At 62.6% G+C, this 21,623-nt stretch carries 21 protein-coding genes; 5 read left to right on the top strand and 16 right to left on the bottom strand.

Going from position 1 to position 21,623, the window contains the following annotated elements; genetic code table 11:
- Positions 1-3: 3 nt before the first annotated feature.
- The 3 genes from ACPWR9_RS05265 to ACPWR9_RS05255 all read right to left on the bottom strand — a co-directional run bounded on the left by ACPWR9_RS05265 (position 4) and on the right by ACPWR9_RS05255 (position 5,581).
- Complete coding sequence (locus tag ACPWR9_RS05265) at positions 4-1,209, bottom strand: cation:proton antiporter (RefSeq protein WP_426296162.1); 1,206 nt, start codon at positions 1,207-1,209, stop codon at positions 4-6.
- A 506-nt stretch (positions 1,210-1,715) separates the two neighbouring features.
- Complete coding sequence (gene mnmC, locus ACPWR9_RS05260) at positions 1,716-3,800, bottom strand: bifunctional tRNA (5-methylaminomethyl-2-thiouridine)(34)-methyltransferase MnmD/FAD-dependent 5-carboxymethylaminomethyl-2-thiouridine(34) oxidoreductase MnmC (RefSeq protein ID WP_426296163.1); 2,085 nt, start codon at positions 3,798-3,800, stop codon at positions 1,716-1,718.
- The gene (locus ACPWR9_RS05255) at positions 3,797-5,581 is read right to left on the bottom strand and encodes a ClcB-like voltage-gated chloride channel protein (protein ID WP_426296164.1); all 1,785 of its coding nucleotides are present in this window, start codon (positions 5,579-5,581) and stop codon (positions 3,797-3,799) included. The genes mnmC and ACPWR9_RS05255 overlap by 4 nt, the downstream gene beginning before the upstream one ends.
- On the opposite strand from ACPWR9_RS05255, the gene ACPWR9_RS05250 reads away from it, so the two are divergent.
- Positions 5,561-6,055 carry a hypothetical protein gene (locus ACPWR9_RS05250; RefSeq protein WP_426296646.1) on the top strand — a complete coding sequence of 165 codons (495 nt, stop codon included), beginning with the start codon at positions 5,561-5,563 and terminating at the stop codon, positions 6,053-6,055. The two genes, ACPWR9_RS05255 and ACPWR9_RS05250, sit on opposite strands and share 21 nt — an antisense overlap.
- Positions 6,056-6,279: 224 nt before the next feature.
- Positions 6,280-6,735 carry a MarR family winged helix-turn-helix transcriptional regulator gene (locus ACPWR9_RS05245; RefSeq protein ID WP_426296165.1) on the top strand — a complete coding sequence of 152 codons (456 nt, stop codon included), beginning with the start codon at positions 6,280-6,282 and terminating at the stop codon, positions 6,733-6,735.
- A 69-nt stretch (positions 6,736-6,804) separates the two neighbouring features.
- On the opposite strand, the gene ACPWR9_RS05240 is transcribed toward ACPWR9_RS05245, so the two are convergent.
- Together ACPWR9_RS05240 and ACPWR9_RS05235 are read right to left on the bottom strand one after the other, a co-directional pair.
- Entirely contained in the window at positions 6,805-7,752 is a 948-nt protein-coding gene (locus ACPWR9_RS05240) for a DedA family protein/thiosulfate sulfurtransferase GlpE (protein ID WP_426296166.1), read from the bottom strand.
- A gap of 166 nt (positions 7,753-7,918) precedes the next feature.
- Positions 7,919-9,484: a DHA2 family efflux MFS transporter permease subunit gene (locus tag ACPWR9_RS05235; RefSeq protein WP_426296167.1), complete on the bottom strand. Its 1,566-nt coding sequence runs from the start codon at positions 9,482-9,484 to the stop codon at positions 7,919-7,921.
- A 448-nt stretch (positions 9,485-9,932) separates the two neighbouring features.
- On the opposite strand from ACPWR9_RS05235, the gene ACPWR9_RS05230 reads away from it, so the two are divergent.
- Positions 9,933-10,727 carry an MHYT domain-containing protein gene (locus tag ACPWR9_RS05230; protein ID WP_426296168.1) on the top strand — a complete coding sequence of 265 codons (795 nt, stop codon included), beginning with the start codon at positions 9,933-9,935 and terminating at the stop codon, positions 10,725-10,727.
- A 144-nt stretch (positions 10,728-10,871) separates the two neighbouring features.
- Here ACPWR9_RS05230 and ACPWR9_RS05225 read toward each other — a convergent pair whose 3' ends face one another.
- The 6 genes from ACPWR9_RS05225 to ACPWR9_RS05200 all read right to left on the bottom strand — a co-directional run bounded on the left by ACPWR9_RS05225 (position 10,872) and on the right by ACPWR9_RS05200 (position 13,753).
- The gene (locus ACPWR9_RS05225; RefSeq protein ID WP_150679453.1) at positions 10,872-11,090 is read right to left on the bottom strand and encodes a hypothetical protein; all 219 of its coding nucleotides are present in this window, start codon (positions 11,088-11,090) and stop codon (positions 10,872-10,874) included.
- A 62-nt stretch (positions 11,091-11,152) separates the two neighbouring features.
- The gene (gene thpR, locus ACPWR9_RS05220) at positions 11,153-11,737 is read right to left on the bottom strand and encodes an RNA 2',3'-cyclic phosphodiesterase (RefSeq protein ID WP_426296169.1); all 585 of its coding nucleotides are present in this window, start codon (positions 11,735-11,737) and stop codon (positions 11,153-11,155) included.
- A 70-nt stretch (positions 11,738-11,807) separates the two neighbouring features.
- Positions 11,808-12,182 (bottom strand): hypothetical protein, encoded by a 375-nt coding sequence (locus ACPWR9_RS05215; RefSeq protein ID WP_426296170.1) that lies wholly within the window; start codon positions 12,180-12,182, stop codon positions 11,808-11,810.
- Positions 12,183-12,270: 88 nt separating this feature from the next.
- Entirely contained in the window at positions 12,271-12,819 is a 549-nt protein-coding gene (locus tag ACPWR9_RS05210; RefSeq protein ID WP_426296171.1) for a hypothetical protein, read from the bottom strand.
- Positions 12,820-12,833: 14 nt separating this feature from the next.
- Entirely contained in the window at positions 12,834-13,181 is a 348-nt protein-coding gene (locus ACPWR9_RS05205; protein ID WP_426296172.1) for a hypothetical protein, read from the bottom strand.
- Between the two features lie 206 nt (positions 13,182-13,387).
- Positions 13,388-13,753, bottom strand: coding sequence for a MerR family transcriptional regulator (locus ACPWR9_RS05200; RefSeq protein ID WP_426296173.1), 366 nt, complete (start codon positions 13,751-13,753; stop codon positions 13,388-13,390).
- Positions 13,754-13,904: 151 nt separating this feature from the next.
- On the opposite strand from ACPWR9_RS05200, the gene ACPWR9_RS05195 reads away from it, so the two are divergent.
- Complete coding sequence (locus ACPWR9_RS05195; protein WP_426296174.1) at positions 13,905-14,810, top strand: aminotransferase class IV family protein; 906 nt, start codon at positions 13,905-13,907, stop codon at positions 14,808-14,810.
- 30 nt (positions 14,811-14,840) lie between these two features.
- Here ACPWR9_RS05195 and mnmE read toward each other — a convergent pair whose 3' ends face one another.
- The 5 genes from mnmE to rpmH all read right to left on the bottom strand — a co-directional run bounded on the left by mnmE (position 14,841) and on the right by rpmH (position 19,132).
- A complete protein-coding gene (gene mnmE / locus ACPWR9_RS05190) occupies positions 14,841-16,235 on the bottom strand; it encodes a tRNA uridine-5-carboxymethylaminomethyl(34) synthesis GTPase MnmE (RefSeq protein ID WP_426296175.1) in 1,395 nt (464 codons plus the stop codon).
- A 145-nt stretch (positions 16,236-16,380) separates the two neighbouring features.
- Entirely contained in the window at positions 16,381-18,033 is a 1,653-nt protein-coding gene (yidC, locus tag ACPWR9_RS05185; protein ID WP_426296176.1) for a membrane protein insertase YidC, read from the bottom strand.
- 24 nt (positions 18,034-18,057) lie between these two features.
- A complete protein-coding gene (yidD, locus tag ACPWR9_RS05180; RefSeq protein ID WP_426296177.1) occupies positions 18,058-18,414 on the bottom strand; it encodes a membrane protein insertion efficiency factor YidD in 357 nt (118 codons plus the stop codon).
- 79 nt (positions 18,415-18,493) lie between these two features.
- Entirely contained in the window at positions 18,494-18,937 is a 444-nt protein-coding gene (rnpA, locus tag ACPWR9_RS05175; RefSeq protein WP_150679461.1) for a ribonuclease P protein component, read from the bottom strand.
- Positions 18,938-18,997: 60 nt separating this feature from the next.
- Entirely contained in the window at positions 18,998-19,132 is a 135-nt protein-coding gene (gene rpmH / locus ACPWR9_RS05170) for a 50S ribosomal protein L34 (protein ID WP_010806664.1), read from the bottom strand.
- An 824-nt stretch (positions 19,133-19,956) separates the two neighbouring features.
- Between rpmH and dnaA the strand changes: the two genes are divergently transcribed.
- Positions 19,957-21,504: a chromosomal replication initiator protein DnaA gene (gene dnaA, locus ACPWR9_RS05165; RefSeq protein ID WP_426296178.1), complete on the top strand. Its 1,548-nt coding sequence runs from the start codon at positions 19,957-19,959 to the stop codon at positions 21,502-21,504.
- Positions 21,505-21,623: the final 119 nt, after the last annotated feature.

Genomic DNA, 21,623 nt, shown 5'->3' with positions numbered 1-21,623 from the left:
GGCTTAATCCTTCCGTTCACCGACAAGGGCCAATGCCCAATAGACCACCAACGGCCCAACCAGTTGCAGCAACGCGATGGAGCACATCACCACAGCCTTGAGCATCGGGTCGAACTGCGGATAGATGTCGTACGTGTCGGCGACGAGTACGAGCGCAAGACTGGCCATCGGGCAAAGCGCCAGGCCAAGCGCTACGGCTTGTTTGTAGCTGATACCAGCCGGATGGGCGACGGCAACCGTCCCTACCACCTTGGCCAGCGAACGCACCACGATGATCGCTGCCGCGGCCGCACCGCCGATCACCACGTATTGCCACTGGAAAGCCAGCGACGTAAGCACGAACAGCACCACAGCGAGCAACCAGCCGGCTGTGCCGAAGTACGCCGGCCAAAGCTGAGGACGTTCGTCCAGATTCCGGAAAATGATCCCCGCGAGCAGCAGCGTGAGCGAGTTAGGCAGCTTGAGCATGTGCACCAGCGCGACCATCAGCATGATCAGACCGATCAGCATCACGAAGGCGTGGTGGTCCTGGCTGCCGAACTTGCGAAACACCAGGTTGCAGGCCTTAGCCAGCACAAACGCCAGCACGATCGAGCCGATCAGCAAATACAGCGGGTGGAACAGCACGACCCAATAGCTCGAGTGATAGGTCTGGTGCATCCAGCCGTAGACCAGCTTGACCGCGACCACGGCGTAAATGCTGTTAAGCGCCGCGAGGGCGAGCAGACGCTCGGTGACCTGGCCTTCGGCCCGCAGCTCGTTCTTGAGCTGGACAACCACCGCAGGCGAGGTTGCCATGCTGATCGAGGCGATAAGCATCGAGGTGAGCGGCGCAACATTGAACACCCGCAGTACCGCATAGACGGCGATGAGGGTCAGTAACGCTTCAAGCGCGCTGGTGACGATCAGCCACGAATTCGCCCGCATCCATTTCAGATTCAGGCGGCTGCCGAGTTCGAACAGCAGCAGGCCGAGGGCCAGGTCGATCAGCAGCCGGATGGCCGCGCTCGTTTGCGCGTCCAGCATCGATGAGAGGCCCAACGTACCGCCGACCAGCCCGACCACCGCGTAACCGGTGATGCGCGGCAGGCGCAGTCTCCGGAAACAGATTTCTCCTGCCAGACCGGCAAATACCAATGCCAGACCAGCGAAGAAAACGGGATCAGGCGCCGGCGGCCAGCCCGGGAAAAGGGACAGTTGCGACGTCATATTGCTCGCTTTGCGCCGCTTGACGGCGCATCAAGTGGTGGAAAGGAAAAGAATGCCGCGCGCGGGGTTGCAGACATAAAGACAAATGCGCGACGAACCCTTAGGGTTGGGCCCATTTTGCCACACTCGGTTTGGAGGGCTTTCTCAGGGGGCGCTTTCGCCCGGGGAGCCTCATGGGCTGGGACTTCCCCCTTCCCCGATTCCTGAAGAACACGCCGCAGGCGAAATCACGGGGGCGATGCCGCTGCCGTGAGGAGAAAGGGAGCGGAAAAGTGCCGGGGGCAAGCGCGTAGCGCGACGCCCCCGCCTGCGGCGGGCCTTAAACCCTATGGGGGTCAGATTCGAATTATTTGGCGCTAAGCCGAGAAATCCCGATGTACGCGGCGAACGGCCGGTTTCATCAGCCGAAGTCGGGCGCTGCCCTGCACCGGCGGGCGGATGTGCGAGAACAGGCCCAGCGGCGTTGGTAGGCCGATATTTCGGAGGTATCTGAGAAGGAAAGCCGTTCAGGCGCGACGAAGCGCCTGCAACAGGAAGCGTGCGGGGTCGATGGCGTCGGCCAGGTCGCTGCCGATCGGCCACGGCTCGCCTTCGATCTGGCTGGCGACCAATTCGGCGCAGAGCGCGGCGAACACAAGTCCGCGAGAACCGAACGCAAAGCTCGCGTACAGGCCTGGTAGGCGCGGTAGGTCCCGGAGGTGGCCCCCGGCCAGCCGGCGGCGCTCCGGCGCGCTGCTGGCGATTGCGGCCATGTCCGGCAACTGACCGGCCATCGGCATCCGGTCGGTGACCAGCGCCCGGAAAGCCGTACGCCCGCCCAGCTCGGCCGCGGCGCTCGCGCTCCCAAGCCCACCTTCCTCGTCCCCGAACAAGCGTGCATGGGCAGGCAGCAGCGCTGCGAGACGGCGCAGGTTGGCCTGATGGTCGCCGACCCGAACATCGGTGGCCGGATCGTCGAATCCGTAGGTGGCGCCCGTAATGGGGCCCGCGCCGCCCAGTGGCGACGGTGCGACATACCCTTCACCGCAGACCGGGATGCGCAGCTCCGGCAGTGAATCCGGTGGCAGGAAGGTCAACTGACCGCGCACACGCTGGACGGGGATGAACTCGGGGGGGAGATAGGGGCCGAGCAGGCGTTGCGACTCGTCGGCGGCGGTGACGATCGCCACCGACGCATCGGCCAGCATCCGGCCGGACTCGTCCAAGGCGACCCAGCGGCCATCGCGTTGTTCCAGCCGCTCGACGCACACACCGTAGCGCGCATCGAGCGATGGCCCTGCCGCGACGAGCTCCGCGCGGCAAAGCATGGCTGGGGCCAGCCAACCGCCCTCGGGGAACCAGAGGCCGCCGAAGGCCAGCGTCTCGCCGGCGAGTGCGGATGCCTGTGCGGCATCCACCCACTTCACGTATTCCTCGGGGTAGCCCTGAGCGGTCACGAGTTGCGCCAGGCTCCGTGCTTCGTCGTCGTTCGTGGCGACTTGCAACAGGCCGTCGGCGCGTCCGGGCAGACCGCCCGGGAGCGTGCGCCATTGCGAGAGTGCATAGAGGAAACCGGCGCGCGTAAGGCGCGCGAGCACGTTGTCGTCGGCGGAGAGTTGCGGATGGAATACGCCAGCCGGGTTACCCGACGCCGCCGAGCCGGGGGCTTCCGCCCGCTCGAAGAGTTTCACGCGCCAGCCGCGCGCGACCAGCCGCAGCGCCATCGCTGCGCCTGCCATGCCTGCACCGATGACGATTGCCGTGGGGGACTCGGAAACCTCGTCGGCAAGCGGGGCGCCAGCCGTGCTGGCAACGCGACCCTTCCCAGGCGTGCGCCATTGCGCGGCGACGGGTGGATCGTAGCGGCGCATGCGATATGGCGGCGCGTAGACTCCTGCCAACGTCTCGTGCTTGTGTCCGAAGCCCGGGCGCGGCGCTACCTGAAAGCCCGCGGCGATGAGGTCGCGCTGAATCTGTGCGGTGCCGGTGTCAGCCGAGAGCGTTGCGCCGTCGCGCGCCAGTTTGCCGAGCGCTTTGAAAACTTCCGCCGTCCACATCTCGGGGTTCTTGGCGGGCGCAAAACTGTCGAGGAAAAACGCATCCGCGCCGACCCGCAAGTCGGGCACCAGTGTGAAGAAATCGCCGAAACCGACGCTCAACACGACGCCGGGGGCCGGTTCCAGTCGATGCCAGCCCGCCACTGGCAACGGCCACATGTCGCACAGTCGCTGCGCCAGCGGCGCGAGTTCGGTCATCCCCGGTTGCAGCAACAGCGGCTCGAGCATCCGGCGCAGATCGCGCGGGCGAAACGGGAATGGCTCGATCGAGACGAAATGCAGGCGTTTCGGACGCTGCGGATCGTCGCGCCAGGCAGCCCAAGTCGCCAGAAAATTCAGCCCAAGGCCGAACCCCGTCTCGACGATCACGAACTGATCGCGATCTCGCCAGCGCTCGGGTAAGCCGTTGCCATCGAGAAACACGTGGCGTGCCTGCCCGAGGGCGTTGTCGATGGGGTGATAAACGTCGTCGAATCTGGCGGAATAAGGCGCCCCCGCCTCGGTCGTGGCGGGCTCCGCAGGCACGATAGGGCTCAACCCCGGGCGGCGCTTCATTCGCCGCCTCGCTCTTCGGTTACGATCTCGATCAGGCCGGGCAGCGACACCACACCGAGCCAACGGCCATCGGCTGCCGCGACAGGAATCCAATCGGCATGCAGCTTCGCGACCGAGCGCAGCGCACTCACCAGCGCCATATCGCCGTCCAGCGGCTTACAGGGGCTGACGATTTCGGTCCATTGTTCCGGCTTACCGGTCGCTTGCCGTCGCCACCAGCTCGCGGCGTCGAGCGTGCCGACCAGTCGGCCGTCGTCCGCGCGCACCACCAGATTGCGATAACCCGTGTCGACGAATCGCTCGCCAATGGCCTCCGACGACGTGGCGGCGCTTATCACGGCGTCGCTGGCCTCGACATCCACGACCAGCGACGACAGCCGCATCTGGCTGGCTTCACTGGTCATCGACAGCCAGCGCCCCGCCACCTGATTACGGCGCAGCGACTTGGCATAGACCGAGTCTTCACGCAGCGTCTGCGCCGTGAGGTACGCGGTGACGCAGGCCAGCATGAGCGGCAGCACCACCTGATAACTCAGCGTCATCTCGAAGATCATCAGAATCGACATAAGCGGCGCGTAGGTGGTGGCCGCGAGAAACGCCCCCATGCCGACCACCGCGTAGCTGCTGGCGACCGAAGCCGTGGCCGGCGCGAGTGCGTTCATGGCCAGACCATAGAGGCTGCCGAGCGCTGCGCCAACGAACAGTGTCGGTGTGAACACGCCGCCCACCGCACCCGATCCTGCCGACGACGCCGTGGCCAGCACCTTGAACACCAGCACCATTGCCAACGCCTGCCACGCCCAGTGCGTGTGGAGAATCGAGTTCACCACGCTGTAGCCGTTGCCCCAGACCTGCGGCACTTGCAGCGAGAGCACGCCGACGATTAACCCGCCGAGTCCCAACCGTACGAAGAGCGGCAGCGGCAACGCGCCGAACCGTTGTTTCGCGGTGTCGAGCAAGCGCAGGAAAAGCGGTGCGAGCACGCCAGCGAGAATGCCCAGGCCGACGTAGAAGAACACTTCCCAGCCCGACACGAAGTCGAAGCGCGGCATCTGATACACCGCTTCGTAGCCGAGAAACTGGCGGATGACGATGTTGGCGATGACCGAGGCGACGACCAGCGGCCCAAGGGTGGCCGTGGAAATCGAGCCGTAGACGATCTCGGAGATGAAGAGCGCACCGGCGATCGGCGCGTTATAGGCGGACGTAATACCGGCGGTCGCGCCGCAGGCGACGAGCAACCGCAGCCGCTCCGGCGGGAACGCCAGCACGCGGCCCACGAGCGAGGCGAACATCGCGGCGAGCTGCACCATCGGCCCTTCCCGCCCGATCGACGCACCCGACGCGACGGAAAACAGCGACGACGTACTTTTCACCAACGTCTGCCGAAGGCTTAGCACGCCGGTGCCGATGGCAATGGCCTCCATGTAGTCGTCGGAGCCCTTCTTTGGCACCCAGAGCGTGGCGTACTGGAGGATCAGACCGGCGAACAGGCCACCCGCAGTCGGTAACAGCAGGCGCTGCCACCAATTGAGGTTCTGCGCGAGCTCGACCATGCCGCTGTGGTGACCGGCGAGCAGAAATTGCAACCCGGAGAGCGCTTCGCGAAACGCGACGGTGGCCAAGGCGCCCAGCAGACCGACGATGCCGGCAAGCAGCAGCGTGATTTGCAGGGTGTTGGGCGCGAACTGACGGCGCACCCACACGACGACGGGCAATTTGGCCCAGGCGGACACTGCTGACACGGATAGGAGACTGTCGTGATCGAAATTGGGTCCCATGGTATCGATCGACGACTTAATTTGAAAGCGCAGGACCGGCTAAAAACTGAGGGTTACTCAGATAACCGAGTTTTTGAGCGATGGAAGCGTATTTTTCTCTCGATGCCTCGCAGCGACGAACGTTTTGGTGGGGGGGGCGGATTTTGTCTGATTGGGATATGCGAATCGGAGCGGCCAATGATCGAATTTCGCGGTCGGCGTGATTTCGCACGCGGATGCGTTTTCAGGCGTTTTTTGGGCCCGCAGTCTTCCCGATTCGCCAGAAACCTGAGTAATCCTCAGATAAGGTGTTTTCGAACGGCTACTTTTGCTGCACCGCTGGCTGACCCGCGCGGCCACGTGATTGCCTTGAAGCTGCGTTCATCCGGTCCACTATTTTCTGCACGCGCGCCGCTCGCGCAGACTTCTGAGCACTATTCAGATAAAGGTAAATTTCGAGGCCTTGGCGTGCTTTTCGACTCGATGAGCGAGTGATTTTTCGACCGATTCCGAATACCCCGAGCGATCTACCGCATGAGCCCTTTTTCCCGAGCAGATTTTTGGCTCGGGGGAGTCATCTTGGTCCCTGCTGCCTCGCTGTGCGACGCCTCATGTGACTGTCATGTATCCGTCACGATACTGATAAACCAACTGGCTACATTCCATGCAGTGAAATAGAATGGCACGCAATTGAAATGGAACTGAAAAGTAATACCTGAATGCCAGTCAGTAAAAAGGTCACACAAAAATCACCCGTGTGTCTGGAAGAGCAGTTGGGTTTCGCGTTGTACTCGGCGTCGCTGGCCATGACAAAAGCCCACAAGCCGATGCTCGACAGACTCGGGCTGACGTACTCGCAATATCTCGCGATGGTCGTGCTCTGGGAGCAGGACGACATTGCCGTCAATCAACTCGGCGCACGTCTCGGGCTCGACTCCGGCACGCTCACACCATTGCTAAAAAGACTGGAATCTATGGGGCTTTTGACGCGTCGTCGGGGGCAGGAGGATGAGCGTCAAGTGTTCATCGATCTCACGCCACGTGGTGCAAATTTGCGCCGTGAAGCGCGTCAGGTGCCTGCGCAAATTCAAGCTGCAACCGGCCAATCTGACACAGCGCAAAAGACATTGCGCAACCTCTTGCTGCAACTGCGCGACGCGCTTGGCGAAGCCTGAAAAAAACAAAACGCGCGCCCTTCGTGAGAAAGACGCGCGTCACTCAGTTGTGCGCAATCTAATGGAAAATCAGTGCATCGGCACGAGCATCTCGAAGCCGTCGATTTTCTGTACCGTGTAGCCGGCGTCGCGCCAGGCGTCGAGTCCGCCAAGCAGCGGGCGCACTTCCGAAAAGCCCTGTTGCCGCAGCTGTTGCGCGAGTCGCGCAGCAGTGACCTCATTCGGGCACGCACAAAACACCACAATGCGCCGGTCGCGCGGAATATCTCTGAGCTTGTTGGCAATGTCGTCCGGCTCGATGGCGAGCGCGCCTGGGATGGTGAACGGATCGACGGCGCGGCGCGCTGCCGAACGCACGTCGATGACCACCGGCGTGATCTCGTCCTTCATCCATTGTTCGAGCGTTTGCACGCCGATGCGCGCCATGCGCAGCGAGCGCAGCAACCGGTAGCGGTTGAGCCAACGGTTCAGCAAATAGAGCGCGAAGATGACGACCACTAGCCAGAGTACGCCGCGGCCGAGCGCATCGAAGGCGTCGAGCACCGACACGATGTGCGACGCGAAGCCCACGCCGAGCGCCACCGCCACGCCGGACCAAAGCATCGCGCCGAGGGCGTCATAGAGCAGAAACTTGCGCCACGACACGCCCAGCGCCCCCGCCATCGGCACCGACAGCGCGGAGAGGCCCGGCACGAAGCGCGCGAACAACAGCACACGCACGCCATAGCGGCCCATCGAACCCTCGGTACGGCTCACGCAGGTGTCGGGCGAGATCGACAGGCGGCACATCAATCGCAAGATGTGATGGCCATAGCGGCGCCCGGCCAGGAACCAGATGATGTCGCCGAGCAGCGCGGCGACGGCCGCCAGCGCGACGATACCGGCGGCCGGGAACAGCGCCGTCGAAGCGGTAACAATAAGTGTGGGATACGCCGGCAACGGCAGCCCCAGCGCCTGTCCGAAGATGTTCAGGAAGACGAGCCAGAGTCCATAGCGGGCAATCAGATCGAACAACATGCCGGTACCTGTGGCGAATTTGCGTACCTATTTACGCAATAACGCATCGTATCCCTCGCGCGTGTCGGCCAGTAGTCCGTAATGCGAAAAGTATTGTTGCTTTTATGGAACGATCACGCTGGCTATCGGGATATTAGTGCGCCGCTATTGCCCAATGGGCGGGCGTTCAATGCCCCATCGATGCCTTCGCGCCGCGCTTGGGCTTGGTTACCCAGACGAGCGCCGCCATGGCGAGAAAGACATAACCGGAGAGATGGAACACGTCATTGGTCGCCAGCATGAACGACTGCCGTGTAACGAGATCGTTGAGCACGCCCATTTCCGCCCCATTGACGAGCCCCAACCCCTGACGCAACTGGTCGAGATAGCTGGTGGTGGCGTCGGAATACGGCGTGACGCTCTCGGCGAGCCGCGCGTGGTGATAGATCGCCCGGTCTTCCCACATCGTCGTACTGACCGCCGTGCCGATCGCGCCCGAGAGCGTGCGGAAGAAGTTCGACAGGCCCGAGGCAGCCGCCAGGCGATCGTCGGTAATGCTCGAGAGCGTAATCGTCGTCACCGGCACGAAGAAGCACGCGATGCCGATGCCTTGTACCAAACGCGGCTCGATGACCTTCGCGAATGACAGATTCAACGCGAAGTGCGAATTCCAGAACGACACCCCAGCGAACACGAAGAACGCGAACGACGCGACCGCGCGCAAGTTCAGCTTGTCCATGTTCTGGCCGATGATCGGTGAGAGCACCAGCGCCAATAATCCGACTGGCGCAGTGGCTAGCCCCGCTTTACCCGCCGTGTAATCCATCACCGTTTGCAGCCAGAGCGGGAAGATCACGACCGAGGCGAAGAACGTCATGAAGCCGAACGAGATCACCACCACGCCGAGCGCGAAATTGCGGTCTTTGAACAGCGTGAGATCGACGATAGGCTTGTCGGACGTGAGCTCCCAGAGAATCAGAAACGACAGACAGACGGCGGCCGTGATCGCGAGCGTGACAATCAGGCCGTTGTTGAACCAGTCACGATCCTTGCCGAGGTCGAGCATCATTTGCAGCGAACCCACACCGACAGCGAGCAGCGCTAGGCCGACGAGATCGATGGGGATCATCTGCGTCTTCGTTTCATGTCCGCGCAACAGGAAGTAGCACGCGAGCGCCGAGAAAATGCCGACTGGCACGTTGATGTAGAAGATCCACGGCCAGGTGTAGTTGTCGGTAATCCAGCCGCCGACCACTGGGCCGAAGATGGGCGCGACGATCACCGTCATCGCCCATAAGCCGAGCGCGAGGCCGCGTTTCTTCTCGGGAAAACTGCGCAGCAGGATCGTTTGCGAGAGCGGCACCATCGGCCCGGAGACGAGCCCTTGCAGCAGCCGGAAGAACACCAGCGCTTCCATGTTCGGCGCAAGGCCGCACAGCATTGACGCAATCGTGAACAGCGTGACCGACGTGACGAACAACCGCACTTCCCCCACGCGACGCGCCAGCCATCCGGTGAGTGGCACGGCAATGGCGGCGGCGACCGCATACGAGCTGATGACCCACGTGCCCTGACTGTTCGACACCCCCACACTGCCTGCGATGGTGGGCACCGCCACGTTCGCAATCGACGTGTCGAGCACTTCCATGAAGGTGCCGAGCGCGAGACCGACCGTGAGAATGGCGAGTCGTGCACCGGTGAGCGGTGCGGCCTGCGGTGCAGCGGCGGGGCTGGCGGTGGCGGCGTCGGACATGCAATGCGTCTCCCTGAGGTGGCGACGGCGATCTGGAGCCGCCTGTCGAGCCTGATCATTCCGAATATTGGATGGTGCCGCAGATTCGCGGGGGATGTGCGTCGCAAGTTTGGAAACCTCGCTCTAATCGCGGCCCTTACGCTTCGTTGCCTCGTTAGCAGGGTGCTCAACCGCGTAGAACACGCGCCAGGCAAGGGTTTGCCCGCCGAGCCCGTCGTACGTCCGCCCTGACATGCGGCAAAACCCCGTCCGTTGGCGATCACGAGACGTTTTTGGCACTTGACGCGAGTGATCGTACAAGCTTGAATCGCCGATGACGCCCGATGCGGAGGTTTTCGCGTCGCTGCCCCTGGGCGTTGTCGTGCTGGCTCATAAAAACCAAAGACTCGCGCCGTGCGCTATACGCCGACGGTGCCGGGCAACGGCAAAAAACCACAGGAACAGCCCCATGCAACCAGGCAGCGTCATTCCCCTTCAGTACGGCGAGTTTCTCGTCCTGCTCTCGTTTCTAATATCCGCGCTAGGCGCTTATGTAGCGCTCGTGGCTGCCTCGCGCATTCGCAATGAAGACGGCGGCATCAGCGTCGGCTATTTGGCCGTCTCGGCACTCGCCTTGGGCGGCATTGGCATCTGGGGCATGCACTTCATCGGTATGGCCGCGCAGCGCATGCCGTTCCCGGTCTCGTACGCGTTATGGCAGACAGTCGGCAGCCTCATACTCGCCGTGGTGGTGTCGGGCGCTGCGCTCTGGTACGTCGCACAGGCGCCCTTTCGCAATGCCATGCATTGTGTGATCGCGGGCGTGGCGGGCGGGCTTGGCATTGCGGGCATGCACTATCTCGGCATGAACGCGGTGCGCACGCAGGCCGTATTCCAGTGGGATACGACGATTGTCGCGCTGTCGATCCTCATCGCGATGGTGGCGGCGAGTGTGGCGCTCTGGCTGGCGTTCCATCTGCAAACGAGTTTGCAACGTGCGCTTGCGGCGATTGTCATGGCCATCGCCGTGTGCGGCATGCACTACACGGGCATGCTCGCCGGAACGATGATTTGTACGGCGCAAACGCGCGCGCAAGTCAGCCCGCGTTTGCAAGGCGACTTGCTGCCTTATGGCGTTTTCGTGATTGCCTGCGTCGTGCTGCTCGGCATGGGGGCGTTGCTCTATCGCACCTCGCGCCGACGCCGTGAGCGCATGGCAGCGCGGCTCGATGCCGTGATGCAGCAGCGCACTGGACATGTGTGATCGCAGCGAATTTTTCTCGCCACTGGCGTTAGCTAACGCCGCTTAACGTATCACGCGAACCATGCAAAACGCCGGTCCGTCTTTCGATGGACCGGCGTTTTGTTTTCGTGGTTTGGACGTGCTGTTACGCGCGCACGCGACGTTTCAATGCAGGATAGGGCTACTGGCACCGACGGGCATGACGTCGCCCGTCTCGATCAGGTCGGCAATGAAGAACGGTTCGGTGTTGAGTTCACGTGATGCCCCGGGTTGGCCGGCGTACCAGCGCACCATCGCCATGTCGCCCAGCACACGGGTCACGATGCCGATGGCGCCTTGTGGCACTGCGATGTGATTGGATTTGACGATCGATCCGACTTTCACTTGAGTCTCCTGCGAATAACGAAAAACGACGCGCCAAGCGGTGTTTTGCTGTTGGCGAATCGTCATCCGACTATACCGTATTGCGCAGACGACTTGCCCGATTTCTCCGGCATCGTGGTGAAAATTCCATCGTGTCCATCGCCATGGTGCTCGGCCAGTACGCGGTAGTGCGGCCCGCGCGGGGTGCGCACGGAATGCACCAGCACATAGCCGTCGCAATGCCAGAGGAGTGGGCGCGGATGCGGGTCGGACGGGGCGCGCCGAGCGTGCCGCAGCAGCGTCACGTGCGGCCGGAACGATTGCGTGATGACGCGTGCGCCCGTGGCACGCCATTGCGAGAGCAGCGTGTCACGCGTGGCGATCAGCGTGTCGGGTACCGACGGGGCACCGGCCCAGACGATCTTGCGATCGGACCAATAGCCCAGATGATCGAAGGTGAGCGGGAACGGTGCGAGTGGCGTGCGCTGCATCAGCGCGAGGAGCACTGGCAGCCGGGCGGGATCGACCTCGTCGAGAAAGGCGAGCGTCAGGTGAAGCGTCTGTGCGCGAAGCACGCGCCCGCCGCACTCCGCATGAGCGGCCACCGCCCATTCGTGAAGCTGCGCGCGTACGCCCGGCCCAGGCCAAAGCGCAAGGAAAAGTCGCATGAGAACACCAGTCGTTGTGTCCTGCTGATGAATCTCATAGTAGACGGGAGGAGGCGCGAATTCCAGCCGCTCAGTTGGTCGACACGCCCGTATTGATACCGTTGCGACGACCACGGCGCGGCGTTTCAGCGGGCTTTTCGTCGGTTTTGGCCTGCACCGGCGGGTGCATGATGCTGTTCCAGTTGTTCTGGATGGCGGCATCGGTGGTGTCGCGCGAGACCGCACGCGAAATGTCGGCGCTCGGATTGAAGGCCGGGGCGTTTGCGGCGGCATTACCGGCACCGGCACCCCCTGTCGCGTTGGCGGGGGCTGCGGTGTTCTGCGCGTGTGCAGACGGCGTCGCCAGCAGTGCGGCGGCGATGGCGACGGGCAGCGTCAGCCACAGCGCCGTGCGCGCGGAAAAATGAGCGACGCGCGTGGAATGGGCAAACGTGGGGAGGGCCATGAAGTTCTCTCGGGGCGACGTCGGCGCAGCCGCGGCCCGCGGTTTATGCGGGCGCGCGTGCTATCGCGGTGTCTGGGGTTCTGAAATGTCAGTAAGCGCCGGGGGGCGGTCTCCAGCCCGGGGGCGGCGGAGGCGGAGGTGCGTAACGCTGCGCCGGTTGCATCGGCTGCGAAGATACCATGTCGCCTCGCACAGGTACGCGATTGCCATAGGCGTACATGCACTGAACGTAGGCCTGATCATAGCGGCTTTGCGTCATATATGCAGACGACTGGGCGTTGCCCAGACCGACGGCGCTGCCGGTGAGCAGACCGGCACCAGCGCCGATGGCGGCACCCGAGCCACCGCCGAATGCCGCCCCTGCTGCCGCCCCGATGGCGGTACCGATGACGGCACTGCCGATTGCGCTGGTGTTGGCGGCGCTGGCGGTATCCATGCCGCCGTTTTGGCCTGAGGCGAACTGACGGCAGTTGAAGTCGTCCTGCCGGAACTGGTCGAACGATTTATTGGTGCCTGGCAGCGCCATGACGCTCGGGCCGCCCGGCACGACCGCGCAGCCAGCGAGGGTTGCGGCGGCGGCCACGATGGCCAGCGGGGTGGCAAGACGGCGCTTGGAGAAGAACGATTCGAATGACATGCGGCGCCTCCCGATCAGTTAGCCGGCTGCGCCGGCACTTCGCGCCAGCCTGCCGGACAGGTTTTTACGTACGGGTAGTAGGCACCGGCCTTGTCGCAGTAATACCAGGTGTCGCTCTCTGCGCCGGGTTGACCGGGTTGTGCGCTGGCTTGCGGCTGTTCGATGTACTGCTGCGGTTGGCTGGGCACGACGACGACGGGCGGCGCGTAATACGGCGCCGAGTAGTACGGATACGGGTACGCGTAGGGATAGAAGCCGGGGCCTACCCAGACGCGCACACCGCCACGCCAGGCAAAGGCACTGCCGCTCATGAGCGCGGCGGCCACGGCGACGAAACCGAGGACAACAGGTAGACGTTTCACGGCACAGACCTCAAAAGAACTGACTCCCGGCGCGGTGGATTCCGCCTCGCGTGCACGCGTCGCACTGGCATGGGATGTGACGAGACAACGCCCTGGAGTTGATGCTTCGGAGTCTAGGCCCGTCGCTTCGGCGTAGCAATTACGGTGCCTGTTAGAAGTGTTTCAAAGCATTACGTTTTTTACGAAGATCCGCATCAACAAAGGCTCTACCGAGGGGGGACGGTGGCCTTGAGATCGGCCAGATAACGCGCCACGAGGCGTCGGCTTTGGGTGAGATCTTTGAGCTTCCGATCGAGTTTTTCGACCTCTTGCGAGAGCGCGTCGACAATGTCGTCGCAGCGCTCGAATTCCGGCTGATCGCCGAGCATGCACGGCAGCAGCACGCGAATGGTGTCGATCTTCAGACCGGCGGCGCTGAGCAGGCGAATACGTTGCGCGACTTGTGCATCGTCATCGTCGTAGTCGCGATATCCCGCGCCGGTGCGCGCCGGGCGCAACAGCCCCTCCTGCTCGTAATAGCGCAGCATTCGCTCGCTTACGCCGGTGCTGAGTGCCAGTTCTCCGATTCGCATTCCTGTTCGTCTCCGTGAGGTGGGTGGCGCGCCTTGCCAATGCGCTTTGCACAAGGCAGGGCTTGACCTTGACAGCGCTGTCAGAGTTTAGCCTGTGTGCAGGCGTCGATGTGGCGGCGCGCTTATCAATGGATTCGATCGGGAGATCAACATGGCAACACACAGCAACGAGATGGTGCGAACGAGCGAAGTCGAGCGTTTTGCGGTGGCGGGGACGAGTTTGCGGCCGCAATTCGCCGCGCAAATAACGCGTGGAAATTCCGGTGACGGTGCGCGACCTGCCACCGACGTCGACCTGTCGCCGCTGGCCTTCGCGGGCTACGCGCACTTCACGGCCATGCAAGTCCGTGACGGCGGTGTGCGCGGGTTGGATCTGCATCTGTCGCGCTTGCGGCATGCATCGTTGCGGATGTTCGGACAAGCGCTGCCGGACGATGTCGTGCGCGAATCGCTACGGGAGGCGCTGCATGCGATCCCTGGTGATTTGTCGCTGACGGCGACGATCTATTCGCCTGCGGGTGAGTTCACTGCGGCAGGTGATGACGTTGCACCGTCGTTACTCGTGCGTACAGGCCCCGCATGGACGGGACTTGCCGGTGCGCCAAGGTCGCTCAGTCTTGCGACGTTCGAGCACGAGCGTGTCTTGCCCGAATTGAAGCATGTGGGCGAAGTCGCCAAGACGTGGTTCTTGCGAGAGGCCGTCGCGCGCGGCTTCGACGACGCTGCGTTCAAAGACCGTGCTGGGCGACTAAGCGAGGCATCGATCTGGAATCTGGCGTTTTGGGACGGCGAGGCCGTCATCTGGCCGGTGGCAGCCATGCTCGGCGGCACGACGATGGGCATCTTGCGACGTCAGTTGACGCAGCTAGGCGTGCCGCAACGCGATCAGGCGATTACCGCGCGCGACTTGCGAGAGTTGCGAGGCGCGGTCGTGATGAATTCGTGGACACCGGGCATTGCGGTTCATAAGATCGACGAAGTGCCGATCCCGGTCGATGAGCACTTTGTGGCGTTGCTGCATCGCGCCTACGCGTCGGAACCGCTTGTCATGCCGTGAGCGATGCCAGCGTGACGACCGCCAAGGTCGTCACTTCCCAATACAAAACCGGCTAAAGATCACCCCGAGCAAATCGTCCGACGTGAACTCACCGGTGATGGTGCTCAGTTGCTCTTGCGCGAGTCGCAATTCTTCCGCGAACAGGTCGAGCGCGCCCGCATTTTGCCGCGCGTGCGCGTCGGCCATGTCGATGTGTTCGCGTGCGGCTCGCAGCGCTGTCAGGTGCCGCTCGCGTGCTAGGAACACGCCTTCGTTACCCGCTTGCCAGCCTGCGATCTTCAGCAGTTCGGCGCGTAGCAGATCGATGCCCTGCCCGCCCTTCGCCGACAGCCGCACACCGAGGGGCGCAGTGCCCTCCTTCGGCAACGCCGTCGCAGGCTCACTCGCCAGATCGGTCTTGTTGAACACGCGCACGATCGGCACGTGCTTCGGCAACTGCTTGGCAATGACCTCGTCTTCCGCCGTCATCCCCGTGCGCGAATCGAGCAGATGCAGCACCGCATCGGCCTTCGCGATTTCGCTCCAACTGCGCTCGATACCGATGCGCTCGACTTCGTCTTCGGTCTCGCGCAACCCAGCCGTATCGATGATGTGCAGCGGAATACCGTCGATCTGAATCGTCTGCTGCACCTTGTCGCGCGTGGTGCCGGCAATGGGCGTCACAATCGCCAGCTCGGCCCCGGCCAGGGCGTTGAGCAACGACGACTTGCCCACGTTCGGCTGCCCGGCGAGCACCACATTGATCCCTTCACGCAGCAACGCGCCCTGCCGCGCCTGCGACAACACCTGCGCCAACTGCGTGCGAATGCGCTCAAGCTGCCCGAACGCGTCGGCGGCTTCGAGAAAATCGATTTCTTCTTCCGGGAAATCCAGCGTCGCTTCGACCAGCATGCGCAGATGAATCACCAGATCCACCAGCGAATGAATCTCGCGCGAGAACGCGCCGTCGAGCGAACGGCTCGCCGACCGGGCGGCGGCTTCGGTGCTGGCTTCGATCAGATCGGCGACGGCTTCGGCCTGCGCCAGATCGAGCTTGTCGTTCAAAAAGGCGCGGTGCGTGAATTCACCCGGCTCGGCCAGACGCACGCCGAGTGCGGCGCCTTCGTCGATACAACGTTGCAACAGCAGTTGCAGCACGATCGGGCCACCGTGGCCTTGTAACTCCAGCACGTCTTCACCGGTGTAGGAATTCGGCCCCGGGAAGTACAGCGCGATGCCACGGTCGAGCGCGTCGCCCGCCGCATCGAGAAACGGCAGATACGATGCATGACGTGCCTTCAACGGCTGCCCGACGAGCCTCGCGATCACGCGCTGCACCGCATCGCCGCGATGCTTGCCGAAGGACACACGCACCACGCCGATCCCGCCGCGTCCGGGGGCGGTGGCGATGGCGGCAATCGGGGCGGCGTTGGAGGTAGCGCTCATAAGGTGGGTCGTTGAAAATCAGCGGATCGTCAAAAAACTGCGGTCATTTTGACATGCACCAAACAAAACCGCCCGCGAGTGGCACTCGCGGGCGGCTTCATTCGTCGGACAGAGAAATCCGGGGATGCCGGACTTCTGAACCTGCTTACGCGGGTTTCTTGTCCTTCTTCTGGCCAAGCATTCGGTTGATCGACCATTGCTGGGCGATCGACAGCGTGTTGTTGACCACGTAGTACAGCACCAGGCCCGAGGGCAAGAAGAGGAACATGACCGAGAAAATCAGCGGCATGAACATCATCATCTTGGCTTGCATCGGATCCGGCGGCGTCGGGTTCAGCTTGGTCTGGATGAACATCGACACGGCCATCAGCACCGGCAGGATGTAATACGGATCCTGCGTCGAGAGGTCATGAATCCAGCCCAACCACGGCGCGCCGCGCATTTCCACCGACGACAGCAGCACCCAGTACAGCGCGATGAACACCGGAATCTGAATCACGATCGGAATACAGCCGCCGAACGGATTGACCTTCTCGGTCTTGTACAGCTCCATGAGCGACTGGTTCATCTTCTGCGGATCGCCCTTATAGCGTTCGCGCAGCGCTTGCATCCGAGGCGTGATTTCCTTCATGCGCGCCATCGACTTGTAGCTTGCAGCCGACAGCGGGAAGAACACCAGCTTGATGATCACGGTCACGGCGATGATCGCCCAGCCCCAGTTACCAATCAGGCCATGCAGCTTCGAGAGCAGCCAGAACAGCGGCTTGGCGAGGATGGTGAAGTAACCGTAGTCCTTCGTCAGCTCCAGGCCCGGCGCGATCTGCTCGAGCATGTGCTCTTCCTGCGGACCGGCGAACAGACGGGCATCGACCGTTTGCGTGCCGCCTGCCGGAATGCTGGCGAGCGGCTCTTTCACGCCGACGCGGTACAGGCCGTTGTCGAGCTTGCCGATGTAGTTGTCGCGCGGCACACCTTCTTTCGGAATCCAGGCCGTGGCGAAGTAATGCTGCACCATGCCGATCCAGCCGTCGCTCGACTGCTTGTTGTACTTGGCCTTGTCCTTGTCGATGTCGCTAAACGTCACCTTCTGGAACTTGTCTTCGCTGCTGTAGACCGTCGGACCCGTGAACGTGTGCGAGAACTTCGCACCGCTGATCTCACGACCGTCGCGCACGAGTTCCATGTACAGCGTCGGCTTGATCGGGGCGTCGGTCTTGTTGACGATCGTGTTCGACACGTCGATCACGTAGCTGCCGCGATGGAACGTGTAGGCACGCACCAGTTGCAGGCCGCCCTTGACCGGCGATTCGAACTTCACGGTCAGCGAGTCGCCCGTCATCGTGGTCGGGCCCGGCACTTGCGTGAAGATGTCGTTGTGGTTCGGGTAGTCGCCGCCGATCAGACCCGTGCGAGCGTAGTACTGATGGCTCGGGGTGTTGTCGAACAGCACAACGTGCTTGTCGGCTTCATCGGCGTCCGGCCACTTGTTCAGCGCGAGGAACGACAGCGTGCCGCCCTGCGTGCTGATGTCGGCTTCGTAGACATCGGTGTTGATGCGAACCTTCTGCGCGGTGGCCGTGGCCGGCGCGTTGCCAGGTGCATTACCGGCAGCGGCCGCGTTAGCAGCTTGCGGCAGGTCGTTGCCCGGCGTTTGGTTACCGCCCGTGGCGGCCGGGGTCGAAACCTCAGGCGTCGGGAAGAACAGCGACGAATGGCCATTGGCGCGTTGCCAGTTGTCGAAAAGCATCACGACAGACAGCGCGAAAATGACCCAGAGTACGGTGCGTTTGATGTCCATGCGGTAACTCGTGGTGGACGAAACTCAGGAATGGCTCGGCGCGCGGCGCGTAACTGCCGGTGCGGCCGCGGGCCTGGACGAGACAGACCGTTCTGCTCGCGACGAATCACTGCCGGCAGCCTTATCGGTGCCTTCAGCGGAGGTGTCGGGAGCGGGACGGGCGTGTCGAGCCGGCGGAACGGGATCGAAACCGCCGGGGTGAAACGGATGACAGCGGCATAGACGCTTGGCCGCGAGATAAGTGCCGTAACCGGCACCGTGCTCGACGATGGCCTCGCGTGCGTAGTCGGAGCAGCTCGGATGAAAGCGGCAACGGTTCCCCAGCCAGGGACTGATCACCAGCTTGTAACCGCGCAGGAGCAACAACAGCACGCTTCGCATCTCGATTCCGCCTGTCAGTCCGGCCTTTGGGGGCCGGGTGGGCGGCGCATGCCCGGGTTCGGGCGCTACCGTGTGGGGACTAACTACCTTCCGTCTTGTCGCCGGTCGTGCGGCTCTTACGTGCGGCCTTCTCGGCAGCATCGAAGAGTTGCGTGAACTCGGCGTGACACAGCGTGTTCAGCACCGGTGCGGCCGCCGCCGTGTACGTCCCCTTGTCGAATCGCCGGGTCAGTCGCAGTACGAAGTCCCAGCCGGCAAGGTGCAAACGGCGCTGCCGGAACATCTCGCGGGCCTGACGCTTGATCAGGTTGCGAGTGACCGCGCGCGGCGCATGCTTCTTGCCGACGACGATACCGATGCGGCCCTCATGGGGCGTAGCACCGGCATCCGGAGTGACGTCAGGCGCAGTCTCTCGCCGACGCATGTACAAGACGAAATGCGCGCTGCGACGCAGAGGGCGCAAACTAAAAACGGATGAAAACTCATCCGTTTTGAGAAGTCGCGCAGCTTTGGGAAACCCCATTGCCGAGACTTCGCGCCTTGCGGATTTGACGCGCAAACCGCGGTACGACCGAAACCGCGATTAAACGGCCAGGCGCTTACGGCCCTTGGCGCGACGAGCGGCGATGACCTTACGGCCACCACGGGTCTTCATGCGAACCAGGAAGCCATGGGTGCGCTTGCGGCGCGTCACGGAAGGCTGAAAAGTACGTTTCATGATGCACTCACTGTGTGAAAAAATTCCCGCGCAGCAGCATCGTGAAACGCCACATGGACACCGTGAAAACCTGCGAATTCAAGGACTTTCACGCTCGGTCCAGCCGTCGGGAGTTGGATAAGAATCCGGTTGTCTTTCTAACGAACCCGCTATTTAATCGGCTTTTCCGTTGTGTGTCAATAGGTTAGCGTCCGCCCGGAAGGCGGACACGCGGCATCGTCCCCGGCGTTGTCGCGCAGGCGCCACTTGGCGCGGGAAGTGACGCAAGAAGTTGGCAAAAATCACCCGTTGCGTCAATTTCAGCCATTGGGCTTATTCACAGGCAAAAGATATCCAACGCGTCGCGGCAAATTGTCGCGATTGCCGGGGTTTTGCGCAGGCATTGTGCGAACGTAGATGGGTTAACGCGGCGCGCCCGCTTGCTGATGCCGATGCTGTGGGCATTCCTGTGGATAACTCGCTTTGCCGACGCTTTGGCGGTAAAATCCCCCATCAATTTTTTTCCCAGCAGAGTACCGGTGCTGCCGCCATGTGGATAGCGCGCCGGGTTTTGTCGTCTGCGCGCGCCGAAGCACGGCCGAGCGCGCGACGCGAGCCCGAGCGCAGCGCCATGGCAAGGCGATGCCGGTCTTCTGCATTGCGCCGTCGGCCTGACTCGAGTACCGGCCAGCCGCTCCTCCGCGACACCTTGAAAACCCAAGGCTGGCGTGGCTGAGGGCTTGGTTTTCGGTGTTCTGACCCCATATCGGAAGTATCCGATAGCGCGGTCAATGACACTTCACGGACAGGTCAGACGGGCTTCGCGCCACCTGGACACACGCTGCATGAACGATTTCTGGCAACACTGCGCGACGCGTCTCGAGCAAGAGCTCACGCCCCAGCAATTCCGTACGTGGATTAAACCGCTGGCGCCGCTCGACTTCGACGAGGCTTCGCGCACGCTCAAGATTGGCGCGCCCAACCGCTTCAAGCTGGATTGGGTGAAGAGCCAGTTCTCGAGCCGCATCCAGAGTATGGCGTCCGACTTCTGGAACGCACCGGTCGAAGTGACCTTTGTGCTCGATCCGAAGGCGGGCATGCGTGTGCCCTCGTCCACCCCTGCCCCCACGCCTGCACCGGCTCCTGTCGCGGCACCTGCCCCGACTCCCGCTGCGCGCGTGACGCCCGCGGGTGCCCAGACGGGCGTCAATGGCGCGAACGGCGCGCATGGATCGAACAACCATGCTGACGGCGCGGCGCTCGATGGCGAGCGTCCCGACCTGGAGGCGAGCGAAGCCGAAGCGGTGCGCCGCAACTGGCGTGTCACGCCGCAAGAGCCGGCGCAGACCCACGAGGTCGAATCGATTTACGAGCGCTCGAAGCTCAACCCGGTACTGACCTTCGACAACTTCGTGACCGGTAAGTCGAACCAGCTCGCGCGTGCGGCGGCGATTCAGGTCGCGAACAACCCGGGTACGTCGTACAACCCGTTGTTCCTGTATGGCGGCGTCGGTCTCGGTAAGACCCACTTGATTCACGCCATCGGCAACCAGTTGTTGGCCGAAAAGCAGAACCCGCGCATTCGCTACATCCACGCCGAACAATACGTTTCCGACGTGGTGAAGGCTTACCAACGGAAGGCCTTCGACGAGTTCAAGCGCTACTACCATTCGCTCGATTTGCTGCTGATCGACGATATTCAGTTCTTCTCGGGCAAGAGCCGGACGCAGGAAGAATTCTTCTACGCGTTCGAGGCGCTGATTGCGAACCGTGCGCAGGTGATCATCACGAGCGACACGTATCCGAAGGAAATCACCGGCATCGACGACCGTCTGATTTCGCGCTTCGACTCGGGGCTGACCGTCGCGATCGAGCCGCCCGAGCTTGAAATGCGTGTGGCGATCTTGATCAAGAAGGCACAGGCCGAGGGCGTTGGCCTGTCGGAAGACGTGGCGTTCTTCGTGGGTAAGCACTTGCGCTCGAACGTGCGCGAGCTCGAAGGCGCGCTGCGCAAGATTTTGGCGTACTCGAAATTCCATGGCCGCGAGATCACGATCGAGCTGACCAAGGAAGCCTTGAAAGATCTGCTTACGGTTCAGAATCGTCAGATTTCTGTGGAGAACATCCAAAAGACCGTCGCCGATTTTTACAATATCAAGGTCGCCGACATGTATTCGAAAAAGCGGCCTGCCAATATTGCACGGCCGCGGCAGATTGCGATGTATCTGGCCAAGGAGCTCACACAAAAGAGCCTGCCGGAGATTGGCGAGCTGTTCGGCGGCCGCGATCATACGACCGTGTTGCATGCGGTGCGCAAGATTGCGGAAGAGCGTAGCAAGGACGCGCAGCTCAACCACGAGTTGCACGTGCTGGAGCAGACGCTCAAGGGGTAAACAAAAGGTCGGCGGCGGTATCGATGCCGGGGGCGAATGCGGGGAGCGAGCGGGGTTGCTCGTTTGCCTGTGGATAAGCTGGGAGCGGTTTGGGGGCAATTCGTGTTTTCGGGCACAAT

The organism is Pandoraea pneumonica (assembly GCF_049918595.1).
GTDB lineage: Bacteria > Pseudomonadota > Gammaproteobacteria > Burkholderiales > Burkholderiaceae > Pandoraea > Pandoraea pneumonica_A.
Note: the sequence above shows the minus strand (reverse complement) of the source record. Positions and strands in the feature narration are given on the sequence as shown.

Excerpts from the sequence above, each read along its gene's own strand:
- thpR (WP_426296169.1), bottom strand. The coding sequence starts at position 11,737 with ATGCGACTTTTCCTTGCGCTTTGGCCTGGGCCGGGCGTACGCGCGCAG.
- ACPWR9_RS05195 (WP_426296174.1), top strand. The coding sequence starts at position 13,905 with ATGGCAACACACAGCAACGAGATGGTGCGAACGAGCGAAGTCGAGCGT.
- yidD (WP_426296177.1), bottom strand. The coding sequence starts at position 18,414 with ATGCGAAGCGTGCTGTTGTTGCTCCTGCGCGGTTACAAGCTGGTGATC.
- ACPWR9_RS05255 (WP_426296164.1), bottom strand. The coding sequence starts at position 5,581 with ATGGGACCCAATTTCGATCACGACAGTCTCCTATCCGTGTCAGCAGTG.
- mnmE (WP_426296175.1), bottom strand. The coding sequence starts at position 16,235 with ATGAGCGCTACCTCCAACGCCGCCCCGATTGCCGCCATCGCCACCGCC.
- ACPWR9_RS05215 (WP_426296170.1), bottom strand. The coding sequence starts at position 12,182 with ATGGCCCTCCCCACGTTTGCCCATTCCACGCGCGTCGCTCATTTTTCC.
- ACPWR9_RS05210 (WP_426296171.1), bottom strand. The coding sequence starts at position 12,819 with ATGTCATTCGAATCGTTCTTCTCCAAGCGCCGTCTTGCCACCCCGCTG.
- ACPWR9_RS05200 (WP_426296173.1), bottom strand. The coding sequence starts at position 13,753 with ATGCGAATCGGAGAACTGGCACTCAGCACCGGCGTAAGCGAGCGAATG.
- rpmH (WP_010806664.1), bottom strand. The coding sequence starts at position 19,132 with ATGAAACGTACTTTTCAGCCTTCCGTGACGCGCCGCAAGCGCACCCAT.
- yidC (WP_426296176.1), bottom strand. The coding sequence starts at position 18,033 with ATGGACATCAAACGCACCGTACTCTGGGTCATTTTCGCGCTGTCTGTC.
- ACPWR9_RS05240 (WP_426296166.1), bottom strand. The coding sequence starts at position 7,752 with ATGTTGTTCGATCTGATTGCCCGCTATGGACTCTGGCTCGTCTTCCTG.
- ACPWR9_RS05230 (WP_426296168.1), top strand. The coding sequence starts at position 9,933 with ATGCAACCAGGCAGCGTCATTCCCCTTCAGTACGGCGAGTTTCTCGTC.
- ACPWR9_RS05235 (WP_426296167.1), bottom strand. The coding sequence starts at position 9,484 with ATGTCCGACGCCGCCACCGCCAGCCCCGCCGCTGCACCGCAGGCCGCA.
- ACPWR9_RS05245 (WP_426296165.1), top strand. The coding sequence starts at position 6,280 with ATGCCAGTCAGTAAAAAGGTCACACAAAAATCACCCGTGTGTCTGGAA.
- rnpA (WP_150679461.1), bottom strand. The coding sequence starts at position 18,937 with ATGGGGTTTCCCAAAGCTGCGCGACTTCTCAAAACGGATGAGTTTTCA.
- ACPWR9_RS05265 (WP_426296162.1), bottom strand. The coding sequence starts at position 1,209 with ATGACGTCGCAACTGTCCCTTTTCCCGGGCTGGCCGCCGGCGCCTGAT.
- dnaA (WP_426296178.1), top strand. The coding sequence starts at position 19,957 with ATGAACGATTTCTGGCAACACTGCGCGACGCGTCTCGAGCAAGAGCTC.
- mnmC (WP_426296163.1), bottom strand. The coding sequence starts at position 3,800 with ATGAAGCGCCGCCCGGGGTTGAGCCCTATCGTGCCTGCGGAGCCCGCC.